This is a genomic window from Microcella pacifica, from assembly GCF_009371975.2.
Classification (GTDB): Bacteria; Actinomycetota; Actinomycetes; order Actinomycetales; family Microbacteriaceae; genus Microcella; species Microcella pacifica.
In genome coordinates this window covers 1-16,196 of the sequence record NZ_VIKT02000032.1, presented here as the reverse complement: position 1 = coordinate 16,196, position 16,196 = coordinate 1, and the positions used below count along the sequence as shown (strand labels likewise).

The window sequence follows — 16,196 nt, the reverse complement described above, 5'->3', positions numbered from 1 at the left end:
ACGACGCCCTGGAGCCCTGGCTGGAGCACTACAACTACACTCGAGCCCACACCGCCTGCGGAGGCAAACCCCCGATCACCCGAGTGTCACCAACGTCATGACCGAGTACACCTAGGCGGCGCGATCGGCCTAGACGGCGGGGTCGGCCTGCGCTGCAGTGACGACGTCGACGAGCGCTGACCGCAGCGGGTGACCCTCGTCGATGCCCATGACCTCGGTGACGAACGTCGGGGCATCATCGGCGGCGAGCCGCACCGCGAGGGCGAGGCTCTCGGGGTCGTCATCGGCGCGGAATCGCAGAGCCGCACTGATGGCCGCGGTGATGGCGACGGGGGTGGTGCCGGCCTCGGCGAGCGCCGCGGCCGGTGAGAGGAACCTCTCGTTTCGGCTGAGCTTGCGCAGCGGTTGGCGCCCCACACGAGTGACCGGGTCGGCGAGCGCGGCGTTCGCGAACCGCTCGAGCGCGATGGCGCGGTAGGAGCCCTGCGTCTCGACATCGAAGCCGTGCCGGGCGACGAGCAGCTGCGAGGTCTCTTCGAGCACGGCGGTGACGGCGGCACGCACGCTCGGTATGGCGATCGCCTCGTGAATGGTCGGTGCCCCGGCGAGGAAGCCGAGGTAGGCGGTCGCCGCGTGCCCCGTGTTGACCGTGAAGAGCTTGCGCTCGATGTAGGGGGCGAGGTCGTCGACGAAGTGGGCGCCCGGGATGCTCGGGGCCGAGCCCGCGAAGGGCCCCGACTCGATCGCCCACTCGCAGAACGGCTCGACGCGCACGTCGAGGCCGTCGGCCGGGTCGGCGGTCGGCACGATGCGGTCCACCGCCGTATTGGCGAAGACGGCTCGCTCGAGCGCGTGGTGGTCGCCCTCCAGGGACTCCGCGATCGACTCGCGCAGAGCATCCGTGGCCTGGAGCGCGTTCTCGCACGCCATGACGATGAGGGGCGCCGCATCGTCGCTGCGCTCGCGCAGTGCGTCCGCGATGACGGGCGCGATGAAGCGCAAGACGGTGGGGCCGACGGCGGTCGTGGCAATGTCAGCGGTCGCGACAGCGCGCACCGCGGCGTCACGGTCGGCGGAGGAGTCGATCGCGGTGAAGCCCGTGACCGTGTGCTCGCGCCCGTTCGGGCCGATCTCGATCACACGGTACGACTCCGCATCGCGGATCGCCGCGATGAGCTCCGCGTTGACGTCGACGAAGGTGAGGTCGTGACCCGCCTCGTGGAGCAGCAGGCCGATGAAACCGCGCCCGATGTTGCCGGCTCCGAAGTGGACGGCGCTCATGGCGGCTCCTACTCGTCGACGGCGTCGTTGACGTCGCCCAGGAGGGCGAGCACAGCCTCAGGAGTCTCGGCGGCGAGCACCTGCTCGACAGCGGCGTCATCGCTGAAGACCATCGCGAGCGCCGAGAGCACGCTCATGTGGCCGCCCTCCTTGCCGGCGATCGCCGCGACGACGCGCACCTCGTTGCCGTCCCAGTCGAGCGGCTGCTCGTAGCGCACGAGGGTCATCGCGGAGGCGAGGATCGCCTCCTTCGCCTCGTTGGTGCCGTGCGGGATGGCGAGATAGTTGCCCATGTAGGTGGAGACCAGGGATTCGCGCTCCGTCATCGCCGACTCGTATGCGGGCGTCACGGCTCCTGCCGCCTCGAGCAGGCGCGCCGCTTCGGCGATCGCCTCCTCGCGGGTGCGAGCGGTGCCGTTCAGCACGATGCGGTCGGTGGTCAATACGGTGGTGGTCACGCGAATCCCTGGCCTTTCACTTCACTCGATCGGTCGCGGTCAGCTCTGCTGACCCTTGATGTGCTGCACGACCTCGTCGTACTTCGGGCTGTTCATGAAGTTCTCGACCGAGATGTGCAGAGCGTCGGGAACCGCGGCGCGAGCTCGGTCGGTGAGATCCTGGTGCGTCACGATCAGGTCGACCGAGGAGTCGAGGTTGGCGATCGCCGCATTCGTGACGGTCACCCCGGTGACTCCCGCATCCTTCAGCTTCTTGCGCAGCACCGTGGCGCCCATCGCGCTCGAACCCATGCCAGCATCGCAGGCGAAGACGACCTTCTCGACCTTCGTGGTGGTCGCGGTCGCGCCCTCCTGACCCAGGAGCGAGCCCACACGGCTCGAGCCGCCCTTGTTCTCGGTGTTCTGCGCAACGGCCGAGCCGAACTTGTCGGCACCGCCCTCCTCGAGAGCGGCGAGGTCGCGCTTGCGGCTCGCGCGGAGGATCACACCGGCGATGAGGAACGTGACCGAGGCGGAGAGGACGACGGAGAGGATCACTCCGACGTAGCTGTCGCTCGCCGTCTGCAGGAGCACCGCGAAGATGGACCCCGGCGACGCCGGTGCCCGCAGGCCGGACGCGAAGATGAGGTTCGTCGCGATGCCGGTCATGCCGCCGCCGATCATGGCCACGATGAGGACGGGCTTCATGAGCACGTACGGGAAGTAGATCTCGTGGATGCCACCCAGGAAGTGGATGATGATCGCTCCCGGGGCGGTCGCACGGGCGATGCCCACGCCGAAGATCGCGAAGGCGAGCAGCAACCCGAGGCCGGGGCCGGGGTTGGCCTCGAGGAGGAACAGAATCGACTTGCCCGTCTCGCTCGCCTCCTGGATGCCCAGCGGAGTCAGCACGCCCTGGTTGATGGCGTTGTTGAGGAAGAGCACCTTGCCCGGCTCGATCACGAGGCTCGCGAGCGGCAGCAGACCGGTCTCGGTGAGGAACCTCGCGCCCGCGCCGAGCGCGTCGCTCAACACCGTGACGACGGGCGCGATGCCGAAGAATGCGCCGAGCGCCAGGCCGAAGCCGAGGATTCCCGCGGAGAAGTTGTCGACGAGCATCTCGAACCCGGCGCGGATCTTGCCCGCCCACAGCTTGTCGACCTGCTTCATGAGCCACGCGGCGAGCGGACCGACGATCATCGCGCCGATGAACATCGGGATGTCAGTACCCACGATGACGCCCATCGTCGCGATGCTCGCGACCACGCCGCCTCGGGTGCCGTACACCATGCGGCCACCCGTGTTGGCGATGAGGAGCGGCAGCAAGTAGATGATCATCGGGCCGACGAGACTCGCGAGGGTCTCGTTCGGCGTCCAGCCGGTGGGGATGAAGAACGCGGTGATGAAGCCCCACGCGATGAAGGCCGCGATGTTGGGCATGATCATGCCGCTGAGGAAGGTGCCGAACTTCTGCACTCTCACTCGTGCGCCGGGGCGCGCGGGGGCTGACGTCGTCGTCATGTGTCGTACTCCTTAGTGAGTGGTGATGGGGGTGGTGCGGACTTACGGGTGGATTGCGCCGAGCACTGCCGCGCGGGCGGCCTCGGCGCTCTCGGCCGACACAGCGAGTGCGGCGAGTCTGCGGGCGTCGTCGAGCGAGTGCATCGAGAGTTCTGCACGCACATCGGCGATCGCGGAGGAGGACATCGAGAGCGAAGTGGCGCCCAGCCCGACGAGGACGACGGCGAGGATCGGGTCGGCGGCGGCCTCGCCGCAGATGCCGACCGGCACGTCGTGCGCGGCGCCGGCGGAGCCGACGGTCTCAATGAGGCGCAGCACCGAGGGGTGCCACGGGTTCTGGAAGGTCGCGACGGTGCCGAGCAGGCGGTCGGCCGCGAGGGTGTACTGCGTGAGGTCGTTCGTGCCGATGCTCATGAAGTCGGCATGCTGCGCGACATGGTCGGCGAGGATCGCGCACGACGGAACCTCCACCATGACGCCCGCGATCGCGATGCCGAGCTCGTGGGCGAGGTCACGGAAGTACTGCGCCTCCTGCGCCGTCGACACCATGGGCGCCATGACCTGCACGATCGCGTCGGAGCCCGCAGCCGCCTGAGCGAGCGCGGTGAGCTGATCGCGGAGGATCTCTTCGTGCGCGGCGAGGGCGCGCAGCCCCCGACGGCCGAGAGCGGGGTTCTCCTCCCCCTGGTCGGTGAGGAACGCGAGCGGCTTGTCGGCTCCCGCGTCGAGCACGCGCACCACGACCTTCTGGCCGGGGAACTGCGCGAACACCTCTCGGTAGGTCGCCGCCTGCTCCTCCACGGTCGGCGCCTTCTCCGCGCCGAGGAAGAGGACCTCGGTGCGGAACAGGCCCACGCCCTCCGCCCCGCGCGCGACGGCTTCGCGGGCCGAGTCGACCGACCCGATGTTGGCGAGCAGAGGCACCGCGTGGCCGTCAGCGAGCGCACCAGGGCCCGAGCTCTGGGCCCGGATCGCCTCGAGGGTCGCGGTGCGCTGGAGGGCGAGGTCGACGCGCTCCTGGTCGGGGTCGCGCTCGACCGTGCCGGCCTCGGCGTCGACGAGCACGATGTCGCCATCCTGCAGCGCCGCGGCTCCCGACGCGCCGACGATCGCGGTGATGCCCTTCTCCCGGGCGAGGATCGCGGTGTGCGAGGTGGGGCCGCCGTCGGTCGTGACGAGGGCGAGCACCAACTCGAGGTCGAGCGTCGCGGTGTCGGCGGGCGCGAGGTCGCGCGCGACGAGGATGAACGGAGTCTCCGACTCGGGCACGCCCGGCGCGGGCAGCCCGCTCAGGTGGGCGATGGCCCGCTGCGCGACGTCGTCGAGGTCACCGGCGCGCTCCCCCAGGTAGCCCCCCATGCCCACGAGCATGTCGCGGAAGCTGCCCATCGCCGCGTGGATCGCGTACTCGGCGGTCGCACCGTCCTCCGTGCGGTGCTGCACGTCGGCCGCGAGCGCCGGGTCCTCCGCCATCATGGCGAGAGCATCCAGAACCTCGGCGGCCGTGCCGCCGGCGCTCTCCCCCCGCTGCCGCAGCTGCGTCGCCGTCGCGGTGAGCGCCTCGCGCGCCCGCTGCGCCTCCTCGTCGGGCGTGCGCTCACTCGCCGTGTCGGCCGGCTGCGGCACCGGGTCGGGCATACGGATGACCGGCCCGACGGCCGTGCCCCGGCCGATACCGACGCCCTGGAGCAGGTTGGCGTTCGTCGCGGCTGCCATCACGCGTCGTGGTCCTTCTCGAGGAAGGTCGCGAGCTGGTCGAGCACCGCCTCGTCATCGTCGCCCTGCACGCGCAGCGTCACCTCGTCGCCGTGGTTCACCCCGAGGGAGACGACGCCGAGGATGCTCGCAGCATTGATGGCGCGCTCGCCCTTCTGCAGCTCGACGGTGTGACCCGAGTCGGTGACGGTCTTCACGAAGAGCGCGGCCGGTCGGGCGTGCAGCCCGTGGGTGGAGGCGACGGTGAGAGTGCGTTCAGCCATGAGAGAGGCCTTCCCGTTCAGTGGTGGAGGAGAGCAGCGCGACGGCGTCGCGCGCGGCGGTCAGGTGATCGGCGTGCGCGAGCACCCCGACGGGCACCTCGCCCATTGCCGAGCGCACGAGGTCTCGCCGTGAGGCGACGTGCTGGCCGAGCAGCACGAGGTCGAGGCTCGAGGCGCGGTCGACGAGCTGGTCTTCGGCGAGCGCCTCCACCGTCCAGTCGAGGCCGCGCTCGCGCACGATGTCGCGCACCGCGCGGGCAAGAAAGGTGCTCGAGACTCCGGCACCGCAGACGATCGCGACAGTGCGGGTCATGATCGCCTCCTTGCGGTCTGCGGAGCGGGTCGAGCGGTGGGACGGACAGGGGAACCACGTGTGGTCGCCGTGCGATTCCCATCGTGCGCCAGCGCGCCCGAGCGCCGCCAGCAGACTTGCTTCCCACCCCGCGGAAGACCCCTCGCCGCCTCGCGCGTGGGGGCAGCCCTCCCGCCGCGGGGAGCGGCCGGTCTACAGTGACTCCTGACATGGCCGACAAATACGAGCGGATGCTCGAACTGCTGCTGCAGGCGGACGACTGGGTGACGGCGACCGAACTGGCCGAGCAGCTCGGGGTGACGACGCGCTCCGTGCGCAGCTACGTCGCGGCCGCGAAGACGGCCGCGCATCCCCTGGCCCCCCTCACTGCGTCGACCGCCGGCTATCGCATCAACCGCGAGGCCTACGCGGAGTTCATCGCCGTGAGCCGCGAGCGCGGGGCCTCCGCCGAGACGCCGCAGGACCGCGTGCACCACATCGTGCGGCGCCTCACCGAGACCTCGGCGGGGCTCGACGTGCACGGCCTCGCCGACACCCTGTTCGTGAGCGAGTCGACGCTCGAGGCCGACCTGCGGCGCGTCAAAGCGTTCGCCGACGAGAGCGGGGCGACGGTCGAGCGGCGCGGCAGCAGAGTCGCGCTGGCCGGCAGCGAGGGTGCTCGACGTCGACTGCTGAGCAGGCTGCTGCAGAGCGAGATGACGCAGGGCGTCCTCGACCTGGAGACGATCGAGCAGGAGTTCGCGCTCTCCGGGCTCGGCGCCTTCAAGACCGAGCTCATCCAGGAGCTCGACGGCGCGGGGTTCTTCGTCAACGAGTACGGCATCGACGCCGTCATCCTGCACGTCGCGATCGCCGTCGACCGGGCGCGACGAGACCAGCACCTCCCCGCGGGTGGTGCCACGGTCGTGCCCGAGCGGCACGTGCCCATCGTCGCGATCCTCACCCGGCTTGCTCGCGAGCACTTCGCCGTGGAGCTCACGCCCGCCGACACCGACTACCTGGCGCGCCTGCTCGTGACGCGCGTCATCGCGCCCGGCAACGGGCCAGCGGGTGACGCGCACGTGGACGAGGACGACCTCGCGACGGTGCGGCGCATCGTCGATCAGGTGCTCGAGGAGTACGGCGTCGACTTCCACGACGACGCCTTCGTGGCGCGCCTCGCGATCCACCTCGGCAACCTCGTCGCCCGGGCACGCGAGAACGCCCACACGCGCAACCCCCTCACGCGCTCGATCAAGAGCTCGTACCCGATGATCTTCGACATCGCCGTGTTCATCGCCTCGATCGTGCAGCGCGAGCGCGGCATCACCGTCGACGACGACGAGATCTCCTACATCGCCCTGCACCTGGGCTCGCACCTCGAGCGGCTCTCGCGCCGCGAGGAGCGGGTGAGCTGCACGATCGTGTGCCCCAGCTACTACGACCTGCACGCGATCCTGCGCACGCGCGTTGAGCGCGAGCTCGGCAGCGAGGTGAGCGTCGAGTTCGTCGTCACCCGCACCGACGTCGACCCGCGCGAGCTCACGAGCGACCTCGTGATCTCCACGATCCCGACCGTCGCGGTGCGGGAGGGCGTCGTGATCGTGCAGCCGTTCCTCACCGACGACGACATCGACGCGATCCGGGCGGGCGTCTCGCGCGTGCGCCGGCACCGCCGCCGCGCACGCATCGCCGACGAGCTGCTCGAGTACTTCGACGCCTCCCTGTTCTTCGTGCCGCCTCCCGGCGACGACCCCGAGTCGATCATCCGCGGGCTCGGTGCCGCGCTCGTGGAAGCGGGAGTCGTCGACGAGCCCTACGTGGCCGCGGCGCTCGAGCGCGAGCGCATGTCGTCGACCGCGTTCACCGAGGCCCTCGCGGTGCCGCACGCCATGGGGCTCACGGCCGACCGCACCGCGATCGCCCTCGCCCTCTCCCCCACCCCGATCCCGTGGGGGGATGCTCGAGTCTCGGTCATCGCCTTCATCGCGTTCAGCGCCGAGGGTCGGGCACGGTTCCAGCCGCTGTTCGACCAGTTCGTGGAGGTCTTCGCGGCCCGCCGCGATGTCGCCGAGCTCGTGCGCGAGTCGAGCGACTTCGACTCGTTCATCGAGCAGCTCGCGCAGCTCATCGAGAGCGGCTGAGCATCCCGCTCCTGGCGGTGGCGCGCCTCGCACGGCGCCCGCTAGCCTCGTGGCATGCCGCTGACCGGAGAGTACGCACCCAGCACATCCGAGTGGGCCCGCGAGCAGGCGGAGCTCTACGAGCGCACGAACGGCCAGGAGGGCAACGACCTGCGCGGGCGCAGGATCATCGTGCTCACGACCCTCGGCGCCAAGACCGGCATGCTGCGCAAGACGGCGCTCATGCGCGTCGAGCACGAGGGCGACTATGCCGTGATCGCGTCCAAGGGTGGCGCTCCCGAGCACCCCGTCTGGCACCACAACCTCGCCGCGCACCCGCTGTGCGAGCTGCAGGACATGGCCGAGAAGCACGACTACCGGGCGCGACTCGTCGAGGGCGACGAGCGCGCCGCCTGGTGGGCTCGCGCGTGCGCCGCCTGGCCCGACTACGCGACCTACCAGACGAAGACCGACCGGCAGATCCCCGTCTGGGTGCTCGAGCGCGCATAGCGCCGCGCCACGCGCCGCGCTATGCGCGCGGCGCGACGTAGCGCCGCCCAGCGCGCCCCAGCGCGCCCCAGCGCGGCCCAGCGCGCCTCAGATTTGCCGCAAACGGGCAGTACGCCCAGACCCAAGCGCCCTTTGGCGCCAGATCTGGCGCGACGCGGCGCTCGCGCCCACCCCCCAACCCCCGCACCCCGCACCCCCCTCGCGGCGCGCACCCCAGGGCGCGCGCGGCCCAGATTTGCCGCAAATGGTGCGAACGCGCAGAGCCAAGCGCCCTTTGGCGCCAGATCTGGCGCCAAAGGGCGCTCGCGCGCGTAGCTCGCGCGCGGCGCCGCGCGAGCTACGCGCGACGCGCGAGGAGGTCCTCCGCGGCTACCCAGGCGAGCATCGCGCATTTGACGCGCGCGACGTAGCGGGAGACTCCGCTCAGAGCGGCCGCGTCACCGAAGCGCTCTTCGTCGAGGGCGATCGCGCCGCGCGAGCGCAGGGCTTCGCGAAACTCCTCTATGAGGGCGGTGAACTCCTCGGGGGTCCACGGGGCGCCCTCGTCGGCGGACTCTTCGGCGAGGGTCGCGAGCAGGGACGCGCTCGACTGCGAGATCGAGCATCCGGCCCCCTCCCACGCGATCGCCTCGATGCGGGCGCCCGCCGGGTTCCAGCGCAGGGCGAGCGTGATCTCGTCGCCGCACACGGGGTTGCGCTGGTGGCTGGTCTCCTCGCCGACCTCGAGGCCGACGCCGTGCGGGTGCTTCGAGTGGTCGAGGATGATCTGCTGGTAGAGCTGTTCGAGTGCGCTCACGGGGTGCTCCCTCCCGCTCCGAAGAACGACCGGATGCCCGCGACCGCGTCGAGCGCGAGCTCGACCTCCTGGGCCGTCGTGTGCACGGCCGCGCTGAGCCGCAGACTCGCGGTGGCGCCGAGCCGCCGATGCAGGGGTTGGGCGCAATGGTGGCCGACGCGGGCGGCGATGCCGCGGTCGTCGAGGAACTGCCCTGCGTCGTGCGCGTGCACGCCGTCGACGACGACGCTCGCGAGCGCGACCCTCGGTGCGGCGGGGTCGGTGCCGAGCAGCCGCACACCGGGAATGACGGAGAGGCCGTCGCGCAGGCGCTGCGCGACGGCGTGCTCGCTCGCGGCGATGCGGTCGAGGCCGAGCTCGTCGACGAAGCGCACGGCCTCGGCGAGCCCGATCGCCTGGGCGATGCGCGGAGTACCCGGCTCGAAGCGCTGAGGGCTCGGCAGGTACTCGGCCTTCTCCATCGTGACCGTGGTGATCATCGAGCCGCCGTAGAGGAACGGCGGCAGGGCGTCGAGCACCTCGGCGCGGCCGTAGAGCACCCCGATGCCGGTGGGGCCGTAGAGCTTGTGCCCGCTGAAGACGGCGAGGTCGACGTCGAGCTCGCGAGGGTGGAGGGGCACGTGCGGCGCGGCCTGGCACGAGTCGAGCACGACGAGGGCACCGACCGCGCGCGCGAGGGGCACGAGCTGGGCGAGGGGGCTCACCTGGCCGGTGACGTTGGAGACGTGGCTGAGGGCGAGCACGCGCGTGCGCTCGCCGATGACGCTGCGGGCGACCTCGACGTCGAGGGCGCCGTTGTCGCGCACGGGGATGTGCCGCAGGGTCGCGCCGGTGCGGGCGGCGAGCTCCTGCCACGGGATGAGGTTCGCGTGGTGCTCGAGCTCGGTCGTGACGATCTCGTCGCCCGGCTTCAGGGCGTAGGGCGCTGCCGCGGCACCGCCCATGCCGAGGCTCGCGTTGCCGAGCGCGTAGGCGATGAGGTTGAGCGCCTCGGTGGCGTGGCTCGTGAACACGACCTCGTTCTCGTCGACGTGGAGGAAGCGCGCGATGGTGAGCCGAGCATCCTCGTACAGCTCGGTCGCCTCGCCCGCGAGGGTATGCGCGCCGCGGTGCACGGCCGCGTTGGCGGTCGCGTAGAAGGAGCTCTCGGCGTCGATGACGCGCTGCGGCTTCTGCGCGGTCGCGGCAGAGTCGAGGTAGACGAGCGGGTGACCCTGCACCTCGCGCTGCAGGATCGGGAACTGCGCGCGGATCGCCTCGAGCTCGGCGCCCGTGAACGGCGCGGCGGTCGAGGTGCCCATGGGCGTCGCAACAGTCACCCCTCCAGGGTAGAGCGTGCGCCTACGGCGCGAGAGCCCACTCGACGGCGGCCTCGGCGTGCAGGCGCGTCGTCGGGAGAAGCGGCCGGGCCACGTGGTGCTGCTCGATGAGTAGCTCGATCTCCGTACAGCCGAGAACGATGCCCTGCGCGCCTCGGGCGACGAGCCCGTCGATGATGCGCACGTACTCCGCGCGCGACCGCTCGAAGACCACGCCGCGCACGAGCTCCTCGTAGATGACGCGGTGCACGACGGCCTGATCGTCGTCGCCGGGCACGAGCACCTCGAGCCCGTGCGAGGCGATGCGGTCTCGCATGAACGGCTGCTCCATCGTGAAGCGCGTGCCGAGCATCCCGACGCGTTCGAGACCCGCTGCGCGCACGGCTCGCGCGGTCACGTCACCGAGATGCAGTAGCGGGATGCTCACCGCGGCCACGATCGACGGCGCGACGAGGTGCATGGTGTTGGTGCAGAGCACGATCGCCTCAGCGCCCGCCGCCTCGAGACCCTGCGCCTCCCGCGCGAGCAGCTCGCCCGCGCGCTCCCAATCCCCGGCCGCCTGTAGTCGCTCCACCTCGGCGAAGTCGACCGAGACCATGACGAGGTCGGCCGAGTGCACGCCGCCGAGCCGCTGGGCCACGAGCTCGTTGATGAGCGAGTAGTACAGGGCAGAGCTCTGCCAGCTCATGCCGCCAAGCAGTCCCAGTCGTCGCATGCGCTCTAGTCTTCCAGCCGGGGTTGCGGGGCCGACAGCGCGTCGCGCACGAGCGAGCGTGCACCCTCCGGCAGCGAGTCGACGCCGCGCACGTCTCCGACCGAGCCGTCGCCGGGCCCGCGCGCGACGCTCACACTCGCGGCGACCCCGGGTGCGTCGACCGCGAGGCGCACGTCTGCACGGGCAATCTCGTCGTCGTTCCAGTGGGCACGCTCGACGACGAGGCGCACGCTCGCCCCCTCGCGCTCGATGACCGTCGTCACCCGGTCGATGTAGGGGCACCATGGCGGCTCCGCGCCATCCATGGGAGTCCACTCGCGCGTCGACTCCGTGACCGGCCGCACGCCCTCGAGACCGATCGCCGCGGCGAGCGCCGGGAGGGCCGAGCGCAGTCGTTGCGCCACAGCCTCCCACGACGGCCCGGCGAGCTCGGTGGTCGGCGGGCTCGGGTCGGGCATCCTGTTCGCGTCGCCGGAGCGCATCGCACGCACGGCCTCAGCGAGCGTGGCGGTCGCCGCCAGTGCGCGCGCGGCCTCGACGTGCACACCGCAGAACCAGCCCTGATTCTCGGGATGCTCGACCGCACGCTCGGCCCTCGCCGCAGTCGAGCGGCCCGAGCCGGGCTCGAGCACGAACGTCACGAGCCGATCTGCCGTGTCGTCGAAATCGACCCCGCACACCTCGCAGCTCGGCGGTCTCATGTCTCGCACCTTACCGGCGAGCGCCGTCGGTGAAAGGGCCACCCGAGCGGGCGTGGCTCTAGGCTGAGCGCATGATCCGACACATCGTGCTGTTCCGCCTCGCCGCCGAGGACGACACCCAGCGCCGGGAGGACGCGGCCGAGATCGCGAGCCGGCTCGAGGCCCTCCACTCGCAGATCGCCGGCATCGAGAGCATCCGCGTCGACCGCGACCTCGGGCTCGTCGACGGGCACTGGGACCTCGCACTCGTCTCCGAGCACGAGGACAACGCGGCCCTCGAGGCCTACCAGGTGCACCCGCTGCACAAGGAGGCGGCGGCATTCATCGCCTCGGTCATCAGCGACCGCGCCGTCGTCGACTACTCGGTCTAACGCGGCCGCACCTAGGCGCCGAGCGCAGCGAGCCCGTGGAACACCGCGTACACCGGCCACACGATCGCCTGCAGCAGACCGAGGATGACGCCCCAGAAGCTGCCATCGCTCTGGTCGATGAAGTAGATCGCCGCACCGATGTAGGCCATGAGGCCGAGCAGCCCCAGCGGTGCCGCATTCGTCGCACTGTTCTTGGCCATGTGCCCCTCCCGAGGTGGTCACGCTCACGGTAGAGGGTGAACGCCCGCGGTGTCGAGACCGCTGTGCGATGAGCGTCCGCTGTGCCGTGGCTGTACGCACGATGCATGCGGACGCGCCGATGGCGTACCGTGCCCTGCATGCCTGCACTCACTGACGGAACGACACTGCCCGACATCGGCTTCGGCACCTACCCGCTGCGCGGCGAGGAGGCCACGAGCGCGGTCCTCAGCGCACTTGAGGTCGGCTACCGCCTGATCGATTCCGCCGTCAACTACCGGAACGAGGATGCCGTCGGGCGCGCGATCGCGCGCACCGACGTGCCCCGCGAAGAGATCATCGTCGCGACGAAGATCCCCGGCCGCGACCACGGCTTCGACAGCACTCTGGCGTCGTTCGACCGATCCACCGACGCTCTCGGGCTCGAGCACATCGACCTGTACCTCATCCACTGGCCGAACCCGCGCGTCGACCAGTACGTCGACACCTGGCGCGCCATGGTGCGCCTCCAGGAAGAGGGCCGCGTCGGGTCGATCGGCGTCTCGAACTTCACCCCGGAGTACCTGACCCGCGTGGCCGATGCGACCGGTGTCATGCCGGCCCTCAACCAGGTCGAGCTGCACCCGTTCTTCCCCCAGGTCGAGCTGCGAGCGTTCCACGAGCAGCACGGCATCGTGACGGAGGCCGGGAGCCCGCTCGGCAAAGCCGCACCGGTCAAGGAGTCTGCTCCCGTGGCGGACGCCGCTGCGGCCCACGGAGTGACGCCCGCCCAGGTGATCCTGCGCTGGCACCAGCAGGTCGGCTCCCTGCCGATCCCCAAGTCGGGCGATCCCGGCCGTCAGCGCGAGAACCTCGACCTGGGCGGGTTCACCCTCGCCGACGAGGAGGTCGCCGCCATCACAGCCCTGGGGCGCCCCGACGGCCGCCTGTTCGGCGGCGACCCCACGACGCATCAGGAGATGTAGACGCACGAGGAGATGTAGCCACCCGATTCCGGCGCGGCCACCAAACGGTGGGTGTGCGGTAGCTCAGGCTTCTGATCGTCGCTCTTGTCGCTCGACCCCGAGCCCGTCGGCGAGCAAGTACTGCTCGAGCTTGAGCCATCTCGGCGGACGCTCCGTGCCCTCCGGCAGCAGCGCGAAGGCCGCGTCGGCATCGATGAGTCGCGGGGAGGAGAGCGACACTTCGGAGCCATCGACCCGCAGCCGCGCCGAGCCCGCCGCGAGAACGTTGCGCACCCAGTCCGACTCGACGCCGTACACAGGCACGAAGAGGTAGCCGCCGTCGACGCGGTGGGCGTCGAGCGGGGTCTGGTACTCGCGGCCCGAGGTGCGGCCCACGTGAATGATCACGGGCCGCTTGCCCTTCTTCAGCTCGGCGGGGTTGAACGTGTACTTGTTCATGCGCGCCCACCATCTCGGCATGGGCATGGGTCATCCCTCCGTTCGGGCGGCCCGGTCGAGACCGTCGAGCAGCAGCCCGAGGGTGAACTCGAACTCGGTCTGCGAGTCGCACCAGCCGAGGGTCGGCTCGCCGTCGCTGTGCAACTCGGCCGCAACCATGGCCGAGGTGTACGGAAACTTCTCCGCGAACTGCGCCACGAGGTCGTCCGACATCTCGACACCCTCCATGCTCGGGTCGCCGTCCGACGAGCTGAACGGTTCTTGGGCGAAGCCGAGCACCATGCTGCTGAGCGCGTGCAGGCCGCGGTGCGCTGTGCGGTACGAGACTCCGCCGCGAATCATCGCGGCCAGCACCGCCTCGAACATCGATTGCACCTGCAGAGGAATCGTGCTGCGCGAGGTGATGAGAGCGGGCGCCCAGGGGTGCCGCAGCATCACGCGGCGGGCCGCGAGGCTGCGCGTGCGCACATCCACTCGCCAATCATCTGACGTCGAGCCCGCCTGTTCCGCTGCCGACGTCGACTCGTCGAGCGCCTCGGTCACGACGCGCTCGACCAGCCCGTCGAGCAGCGCGTCCTTGTTCGCGACGTGGTGGTAGAGCGACATGGCCTCGACGCGCAGCTCGGTCGCCACACGGCGCATGCTCACGGCCGACAACCCTTCGGCATCAGCGATCGACATCGCTGCTTCGAGCACCCGGTCGCGTGTGACCGGTCGTCTTTCTCCAGTCGCCACGGCATCCTCTCGACCCCCTCCATCTTGCGCTACCTTACGATGTATGGCTACCTTACACCATAAGGTGCGCGAGTCACGGGCACCACTCACCGATCGGAGCACTCATGCACCCCCTCTCCCGCACCGCCCGCCTCACCGGCGCGTTCTATCTCGGCCTAGCCCTCACCGGGATGCTCGGCTTCCTGCTCATCAGGCCGCAGGTCTTCACCGCCGGCGACAGCACCGCCGTGCTCGAGGCCCTCGCCGGCAACCTGCCCCTCGCTCGCGTGGGGTTGCTGCTCGAGCTGGGCATCGTCGTCACGCAAGTACTCACCGCCCTGTGGTTCTTTAAGCTCTTTGGAGGGGTGAACGCCTTCGCCGCGGGCTCTCTCGCAACCCTGGGCCTCATGAATGCGGTCGCGATTCTCGGCAGCGCCGCCTCGCTGAGCACCGCGATCCAGCTCGGTGAGAGCACGAGCGCCGACGCCGCTGTTCAGGCGAGCCTGCTCATCGTTCTTTCCGAAGGGTTCTGGGCCGCGGGCGTCGTCTTCTTCGGCGCCTGGCTGATCCCTATGGGAATGCTCGTGCTGCAGTCGGGCTACGCCTGGCGCTGGATCGGCTGGGCGCTCGTCGTCGGCGGCATCGGCTACATCGCGAGCATCGTGCTCGTCACGCTCGCGCCCGAGGCAACCGTGGTCGCCGACCTTCTCGTGATTCCCGCCACCGTCGGCGAGTTCTCGATCATGCTCTCGCTGCTGATCCGCGGAGTGCCCGCACGTGCGGCGGCTCGTGCGCTCGAAGCCTCGCGCTAGGTGAGCTCGGCCGTCGCGAACGTGACGCTGAAGGCCCGGCACCAGATGACGACCGTGCGGTAGTTGTCGATGTTGTCGGGCAGCACGTAGGCCTGGGCGCCGGTGTCGGCAGTGAGTGTGCCGAGCGAGACGAACTCGCCCAGGTCTTCGCCCGGTCCGTTCGGCGAGAGATAGACGAACAAGTCAGGGCCAGGGGTGATCGACACGTCGTCGCCGAAGACGAGCAGCACCTGCTCGCCATCATCGACGATCGAGACGGTACCCGACCCGCGATGAATCGCGTCGCCGTCGACGAACGTGCCCGAGCGCAGCACAACAGGCCCGGCGTCGGGGTCGACGGTGGGCGGCGGCTCTACGGCCGCAGGCTGCTGCACTGTGAGCGGAGCTTCTTCAGCGATGTTGTTCAGCGCGAAACCGGTGATGCCGACGGCAGCGACGACTCCGACTGCGGCCGCGATGACGCCGGCGATGATGATGGGCTTGCGAGACATCAGTCGGTCCTCTTCTGTCAGCGACCGCACGCTCGTGCGACGTTGCAGAAGTGAACGAGATCGCCATGCTCGCCATTCCCGACCTGCGACAGTCGGAACGGATAGTCGAAACGGATGGTGGACCTGAGGGGAATCGAACCCCGTGCCCGCAGGTTATGCGGTCACGCGTCGAGCACAAGCCGTGCGACAGTGCGGTGGGATGGTGGACCTGAGGGGAATCGAACCCCGTGACCGCAGGTTATGCGGTCACGCGTCGAGCACGAGCCGTGCGACAGTGCGGTGGGATGGTGGACCTGAGGGTGTCTGAGTTCATGACATAGGTCCCACTTGATAGGTCCCTGCTGAGTCGCGACATAGGTCACAGTCGGCCTCATGTCGAAGAACCGGGTCGTGGTCCTGAAGATCGTCGCGAAAGAGCTCACTATCAGCGCCGCCGCTGAACGCTTTGGGCTATCCCGACGCCACATACACCGCCTCCTGGCCCGCTACCGCGACAACGGGTTGGACGCCGTCGACCCACGGCCGCGGCGACC

At 70.1% G+C, this 16,196-nt stretch carries 20 protein-coding genes; 6 read left to right on the top strand and 14 right to left on the bottom strand.

Annotated elements, in window-relative coordinates:
- Positions 1 to 129 precede the first annotated feature (129 nt).
- The 6 genes from FK219_RS12660 to FK219_RS12635 are packed head-to-tail and all read right to left on the bottom strand — an operon-like array spanning position 130 to position 5,531.
- Entirely contained in the window at positions 130 to 1,281 is a 1,152-nt protein-coding gene (locus tag FK219_RS12660) for a mannitol-1-phosphate 5-dehydrogenase (protein ID WP_152584232.1), read from the bottom strand.
- 8 nt (positions 1,282 to 1,289) lie between these two features.
- The gene (locus FK219_RS12655) at positions 1,290 to 1,739 is read right to left on the bottom strand and encodes a PTS sugar transporter subunit IIA (protein ID WP_152584231.1); all 450 of its coding nucleotides are present in this window, start codon (positions 1,737 to 1,739) and stop codon (positions 1,290 to 1,292) included.
- Between the two features lie 39 nt (positions 1,740 to 1,778).
- Positions 1,779 to 3,239: a PTS mannitol transporter subunit IICB gene (locus tag FK219_RS12650; protein WP_152584230.1), complete on the bottom strand. Its 1,461-nt coding sequence runs from the start codon at positions 3,237 to 3,239 to the stop codon at positions 1,779 to 1,781.
- A 42-nt stretch (positions 3,240 to 3,281) separates the two neighbouring features.
- Entirely contained in the window at positions 3,282 to 4,955 is a 1,674-nt protein-coding gene (ptsP, locus tag FK219_RS12645; protein ID WP_152584229.1) for a phosphoenolpyruvate--protein phosphotransferase, read from the bottom strand.
- A complete protein-coding gene (locus tag FK219_RS12640) occupies positions 4,955 to 5,218 on the bottom strand; it encodes an HPr family phosphocarrier protein (protein ID WP_152584228.1) in 264 nt (87 codons plus the stop codon). The genes ptsP and FK219_RS12640 overlap by 1 nt, the downstream gene beginning before the upstream one ends.
- A complete protein-coding gene (locus tag FK219_RS12635) occupies positions 5,211 to 5,531 on the bottom strand; it encodes a PTS sugar transporter subunit IIB (RefSeq protein ID WP_152584227.1) in 321 nt (106 codons plus the stop codon). The genes FK219_RS12640 and FK219_RS12635 overlap by 8 nt, the downstream gene beginning before the upstream one ends.
- Positions 5,532 to 5,740: 209 nt before the next feature.
- Here FK219_RS12635 and FK219_RS12630 point away from each other — a divergent pair, with 209 nt between their 5' ends.
- Both FK219_RS12630 and FK219_RS12625 read left to right on the top strand, forming a co-directional pair.
- Positions 5,741 to 7,654, top strand: a complete 1,914-nt coding sequence (locus FK219_RS12630) for a BglG family transcription antiterminator (RefSeq protein ID WP_152584226.1) — start codon at positions 5,741 to 5,743, stop codon at positions 7,652 to 7,654.
- Positions 7,655 to 7,708: 54 nt separating this feature from the next.
- Positions 7,709 to 8,143, top strand: coding sequence for a nitroreductase family deazaflavin-dependent oxidoreductase (locus FK219_RS12625; protein ID WP_152584225.1), 435 nt, complete (start codon positions 7,709 to 7,711; stop codon positions 8,141 to 8,143).
- Between the two features lie 337 nt (positions 8,144 to 8,480).
- On the opposite strand, the gene sufU is transcribed toward FK219_RS12625, so the two are convergent.
- From sufU to FK219_RS12605, 4 genes are read right to left on the bottom strand one after another with little or no spacing between them, the layout of a single operon-like run.
- Complete coding sequence (sufU, locus tag FK219_RS12620; protein ID WP_152584224.1) at positions 8,481 to 8,939, bottom strand: Fe-S cluster assembly sulfur transfer protein SufU; 459 nt, start codon at positions 8,937 to 8,939, stop codon at positions 8,481 to 8,483.
- Positions 8,936 to 10,240, bottom strand: coding sequence for an aminotransferase class V-fold PLP-dependent enzyme (locus FK219_RS12615; protein ID WP_152584234.1), 1,305 nt, complete (start codon positions 10,238 to 10,240; stop codon positions 8,936 to 8,938). Before FK219_RS12615 ends, sufU begins: the two co-directional genes overlap by 4 nt.
- Positions 10,241 to 10,280: 40 nt before the next feature.
- Positions 10,281 to 10,973, bottom strand: a complete 693-nt coding sequence (locus FK219_RS12610) for an aspartate/glutamate racemase family protein (protein ID WP_152584223.1) — start codon at positions 10,971 to 10,973, stop codon at positions 10,281 to 10,283.
- Between the two features lie 5 nt (positions 10,974 to 10,978).
- Positions 10,979 to 11,674 carry a hypothetical protein gene (locus FK219_RS12605; RefSeq protein WP_152584222.1) on the bottom strand — a complete coding sequence of 232 codons (696 nt, stop codon included), beginning with the start codon at positions 11,672 to 11,674 and terminating at the stop codon, positions 10,979 to 10,981.
- Between the two features lie 71 nt (positions 11,675 to 11,745).
- Between FK219_RS12605 and FK219_RS12600 the strand changes: the two genes are divergently transcribed.
- Entirely contained in the window at positions 11,746 to 12,045 is a 300-nt protein-coding gene (locus FK219_RS12600) for a Dabb family protein (protein ID WP_152584221.1), read from the top strand.
- An 11-nt stretch (positions 12,046 to 12,056) separates the two neighbouring features.
- Here the strand turns inward: FK219_RS12600 and FK219_RS12595 are convergent, their stop codons facing one another.
- A complete protein-coding gene (locus FK219_RS12595) occupies positions 12,057 to 12,245 on the bottom strand; it encodes a hypothetical protein (protein WP_152584220.1) in 189 nt (62 codons plus the stop codon).
- A 138-nt stretch (positions 12,246 to 12,383) separates the two neighbouring features.
- Here FK219_RS12595 and FK219_RS12590 point away from each other — a divergent pair, with 138 nt between their 5' ends.
- Positions 12,384 to 13,208 carry an aldo/keto reductase gene (locus tag FK219_RS12590; RefSeq protein WP_210416829.1) on the top strand — a complete coding sequence of 275 codons (825 nt, stop codon included), beginning with the start codon at positions 12,384 to 12,386 and terminating at the stop codon, positions 13,206 to 13,208.
- Positions 13,209 to 13,271: 63 nt separating this feature from the next.
- Here the strand turns inward: FK219_RS12590 and FK219_RS12585 are convergent, their stop codons facing one another.
- Positions 13,272 to 13,673, bottom strand: a complete 402-nt coding sequence (locus tag FK219_RS12585) for a nitroreductase family deazaflavin-dependent oxidoreductase (RefSeq protein WP_152584218.1) — start codon at positions 13,671 to 13,673, stop codon at positions 13,272 to 13,274.
- Positions 13,674 to 13,676: 3 nt separating this feature from the next.
- Positions 13,677 to 14,342, bottom strand: a complete 666-nt coding sequence (locus tag FK219_RS12580; RefSeq protein WP_328821693.1) for a TetR/AcrR family transcriptional regulator — start codon at positions 14,340 to 14,342, stop codon at positions 13,677 to 13,679.
- A gap of 143 nt (positions 14,343 to 14,485) precedes the next feature.
- Between FK219_RS12580 and FK219_RS12575 the strand changes: the two genes are divergently transcribed.
- Complete coding sequence (locus FK219_RS12575) at positions 14,486 to 15,172, top strand: DUF4386 domain-containing protein (protein WP_152584217.1); 687 nt, start codon at positions 14,486 to 14,488, stop codon at positions 15,170 to 15,172.
- Here FK219_RS12575 and FK219_RS12570 read toward each other — a convergent pair.
- Positions 15,169 to 15,663: a DM13 domain-containing protein gene (locus tag FK219_RS12570; RefSeq protein WP_152584216.1), complete on the bottom strand. Its 495-nt coding sequence runs from the start codon at positions 15,661 to 15,663 to the stop codon at positions 15,169 to 15,171. The two genes, FK219_RS12575 and FK219_RS12570, sit on opposite strands and share 4 nt — an antisense overlap.
- Positions 15,664 to 16,035: 372 nt before the next feature.
- Between FK219_RS12570 and FK219_RS14260 the strand changes: the two genes are divergently transcribed.
- Positions 16,036 to 16,196, top strand: a 161-nt coding sequence (locus FK219_RS14260) for a helix-turn-helix domain-containing protein (RefSeq protein WP_152584215.1), incomplete at its 3' end; no start/stop codon positions are given.

Excerpts from the sequence above, each read along its gene's own strand:
- FK219_RS12660 (WP_152584232.1), bottom strand. The coding sequence starts at position 1,281 with ATGAGCGCCGTCCACTTCGGAGCCGGCAACATCGGGCGCGGTTTCATC.
- FK219_RS12650 (WP_152584230.1), bottom strand. The coding sequence starts at position 3,239 with ATGACGACGACGTCAGCCCCCGCGCGCCCCGGCGCACGAGTGAGAGTG.
- ptsP (WP_152584229.1), bottom strand. The coding sequence starts at position 4,955 with ATGGCAGCCGCGACGAACGCCAACCTGCTCCAGGGCGTCGGTATCGGC.
- FK219_RS12640 (WP_152584228.1), bottom strand. The coding sequence starts at position 5,218 with ATGGCTGAACGCACTCTCACCGTCGCCTCCACCCACGGGCTGCACGCC.
- FK219_RS12635 (WP_152584227.1), bottom strand. The coding sequence starts at position 5,531 with ATGACCCGCACTGTCGCGATCGTCTGCGGTGCCGGAGTCTCGAGCACC.
- FK219_RS12630 (WP_152584226.1), top strand. The coding sequence starts at position 5,741 with ATGGCCGACAAATACGAGCGGATGCTCGAACTGCTGCTGCAGGCGGAC.
- FK219_RS12625 (WP_152584225.1), top strand. The coding sequence starts at position 7,709 with ATGCCGCTGACCGGAGAGTACGCACCCAGCACATCCGAGTGGGCCCGC.
- FK219_RS12615 (WP_152584234.1), bottom strand. The coding sequence starts at position 10,240 with ATGGGCACCTCGACCGCCGCGCCGTTCACGGGCGCCGAGCTCGAGGCG.
- FK219_RS12610 (WP_152584223.1), bottom strand. The coding sequence starts at position 10,973 with ATGCGACGACTGGGACTGCTTGGCGGCATGAGCTGGCAGAGCTCTGCC.
- FK219_RS12605 (WP_152584222.1), bottom strand. The coding sequence starts at position 11,674 with ATGAGACCGCCGAGCTGCGAGGTGTGCGGGGTCGATTTCGACGACACG.
- FK219_RS12600 (WP_152584221.1), top strand. The coding sequence starts at position 11,746 with ATGATCCGACACATCGTGCTGTTCCGCCTCGCCGCCGAGGACGACACC.
- FK219_RS12595 (WP_152584220.1), bottom strand. The coding sequence starts at position 12,245 with ATGGCCAAGAACAGTGCGACGAATGCGGCACCGCTGGGGCTGCTCGGC.
- FK219_RS12590 (WP_210416829.1), top strand. The coding sequence starts at position 12,384 with ATGCCTGCACTCACTGACGGAACGACACTGCCCGACATCGGCTTCGGC.
- FK219_RS12585 (WP_152584218.1), bottom strand. The coding sequence starts at position 13,673 with ATGCCCATGCCGAGATGGTGGGCGCGCATGAACAAGTACACGTTCAAC.
- FK219_RS12575 (WP_152584217.1), top strand. The coding sequence starts at position 14,486 with ATGCACCCCCTCTCCCGCACCGCCCGCCTCACCGGCGCGTTCTATCTC.
- FK219_RS12570 (WP_152584216.1), bottom strand. The coding sequence starts at position 15,663 with ATGTCTCGCAAGCCCATCATCATCGCCGGCGTCATCGCGGCCGCAGTC.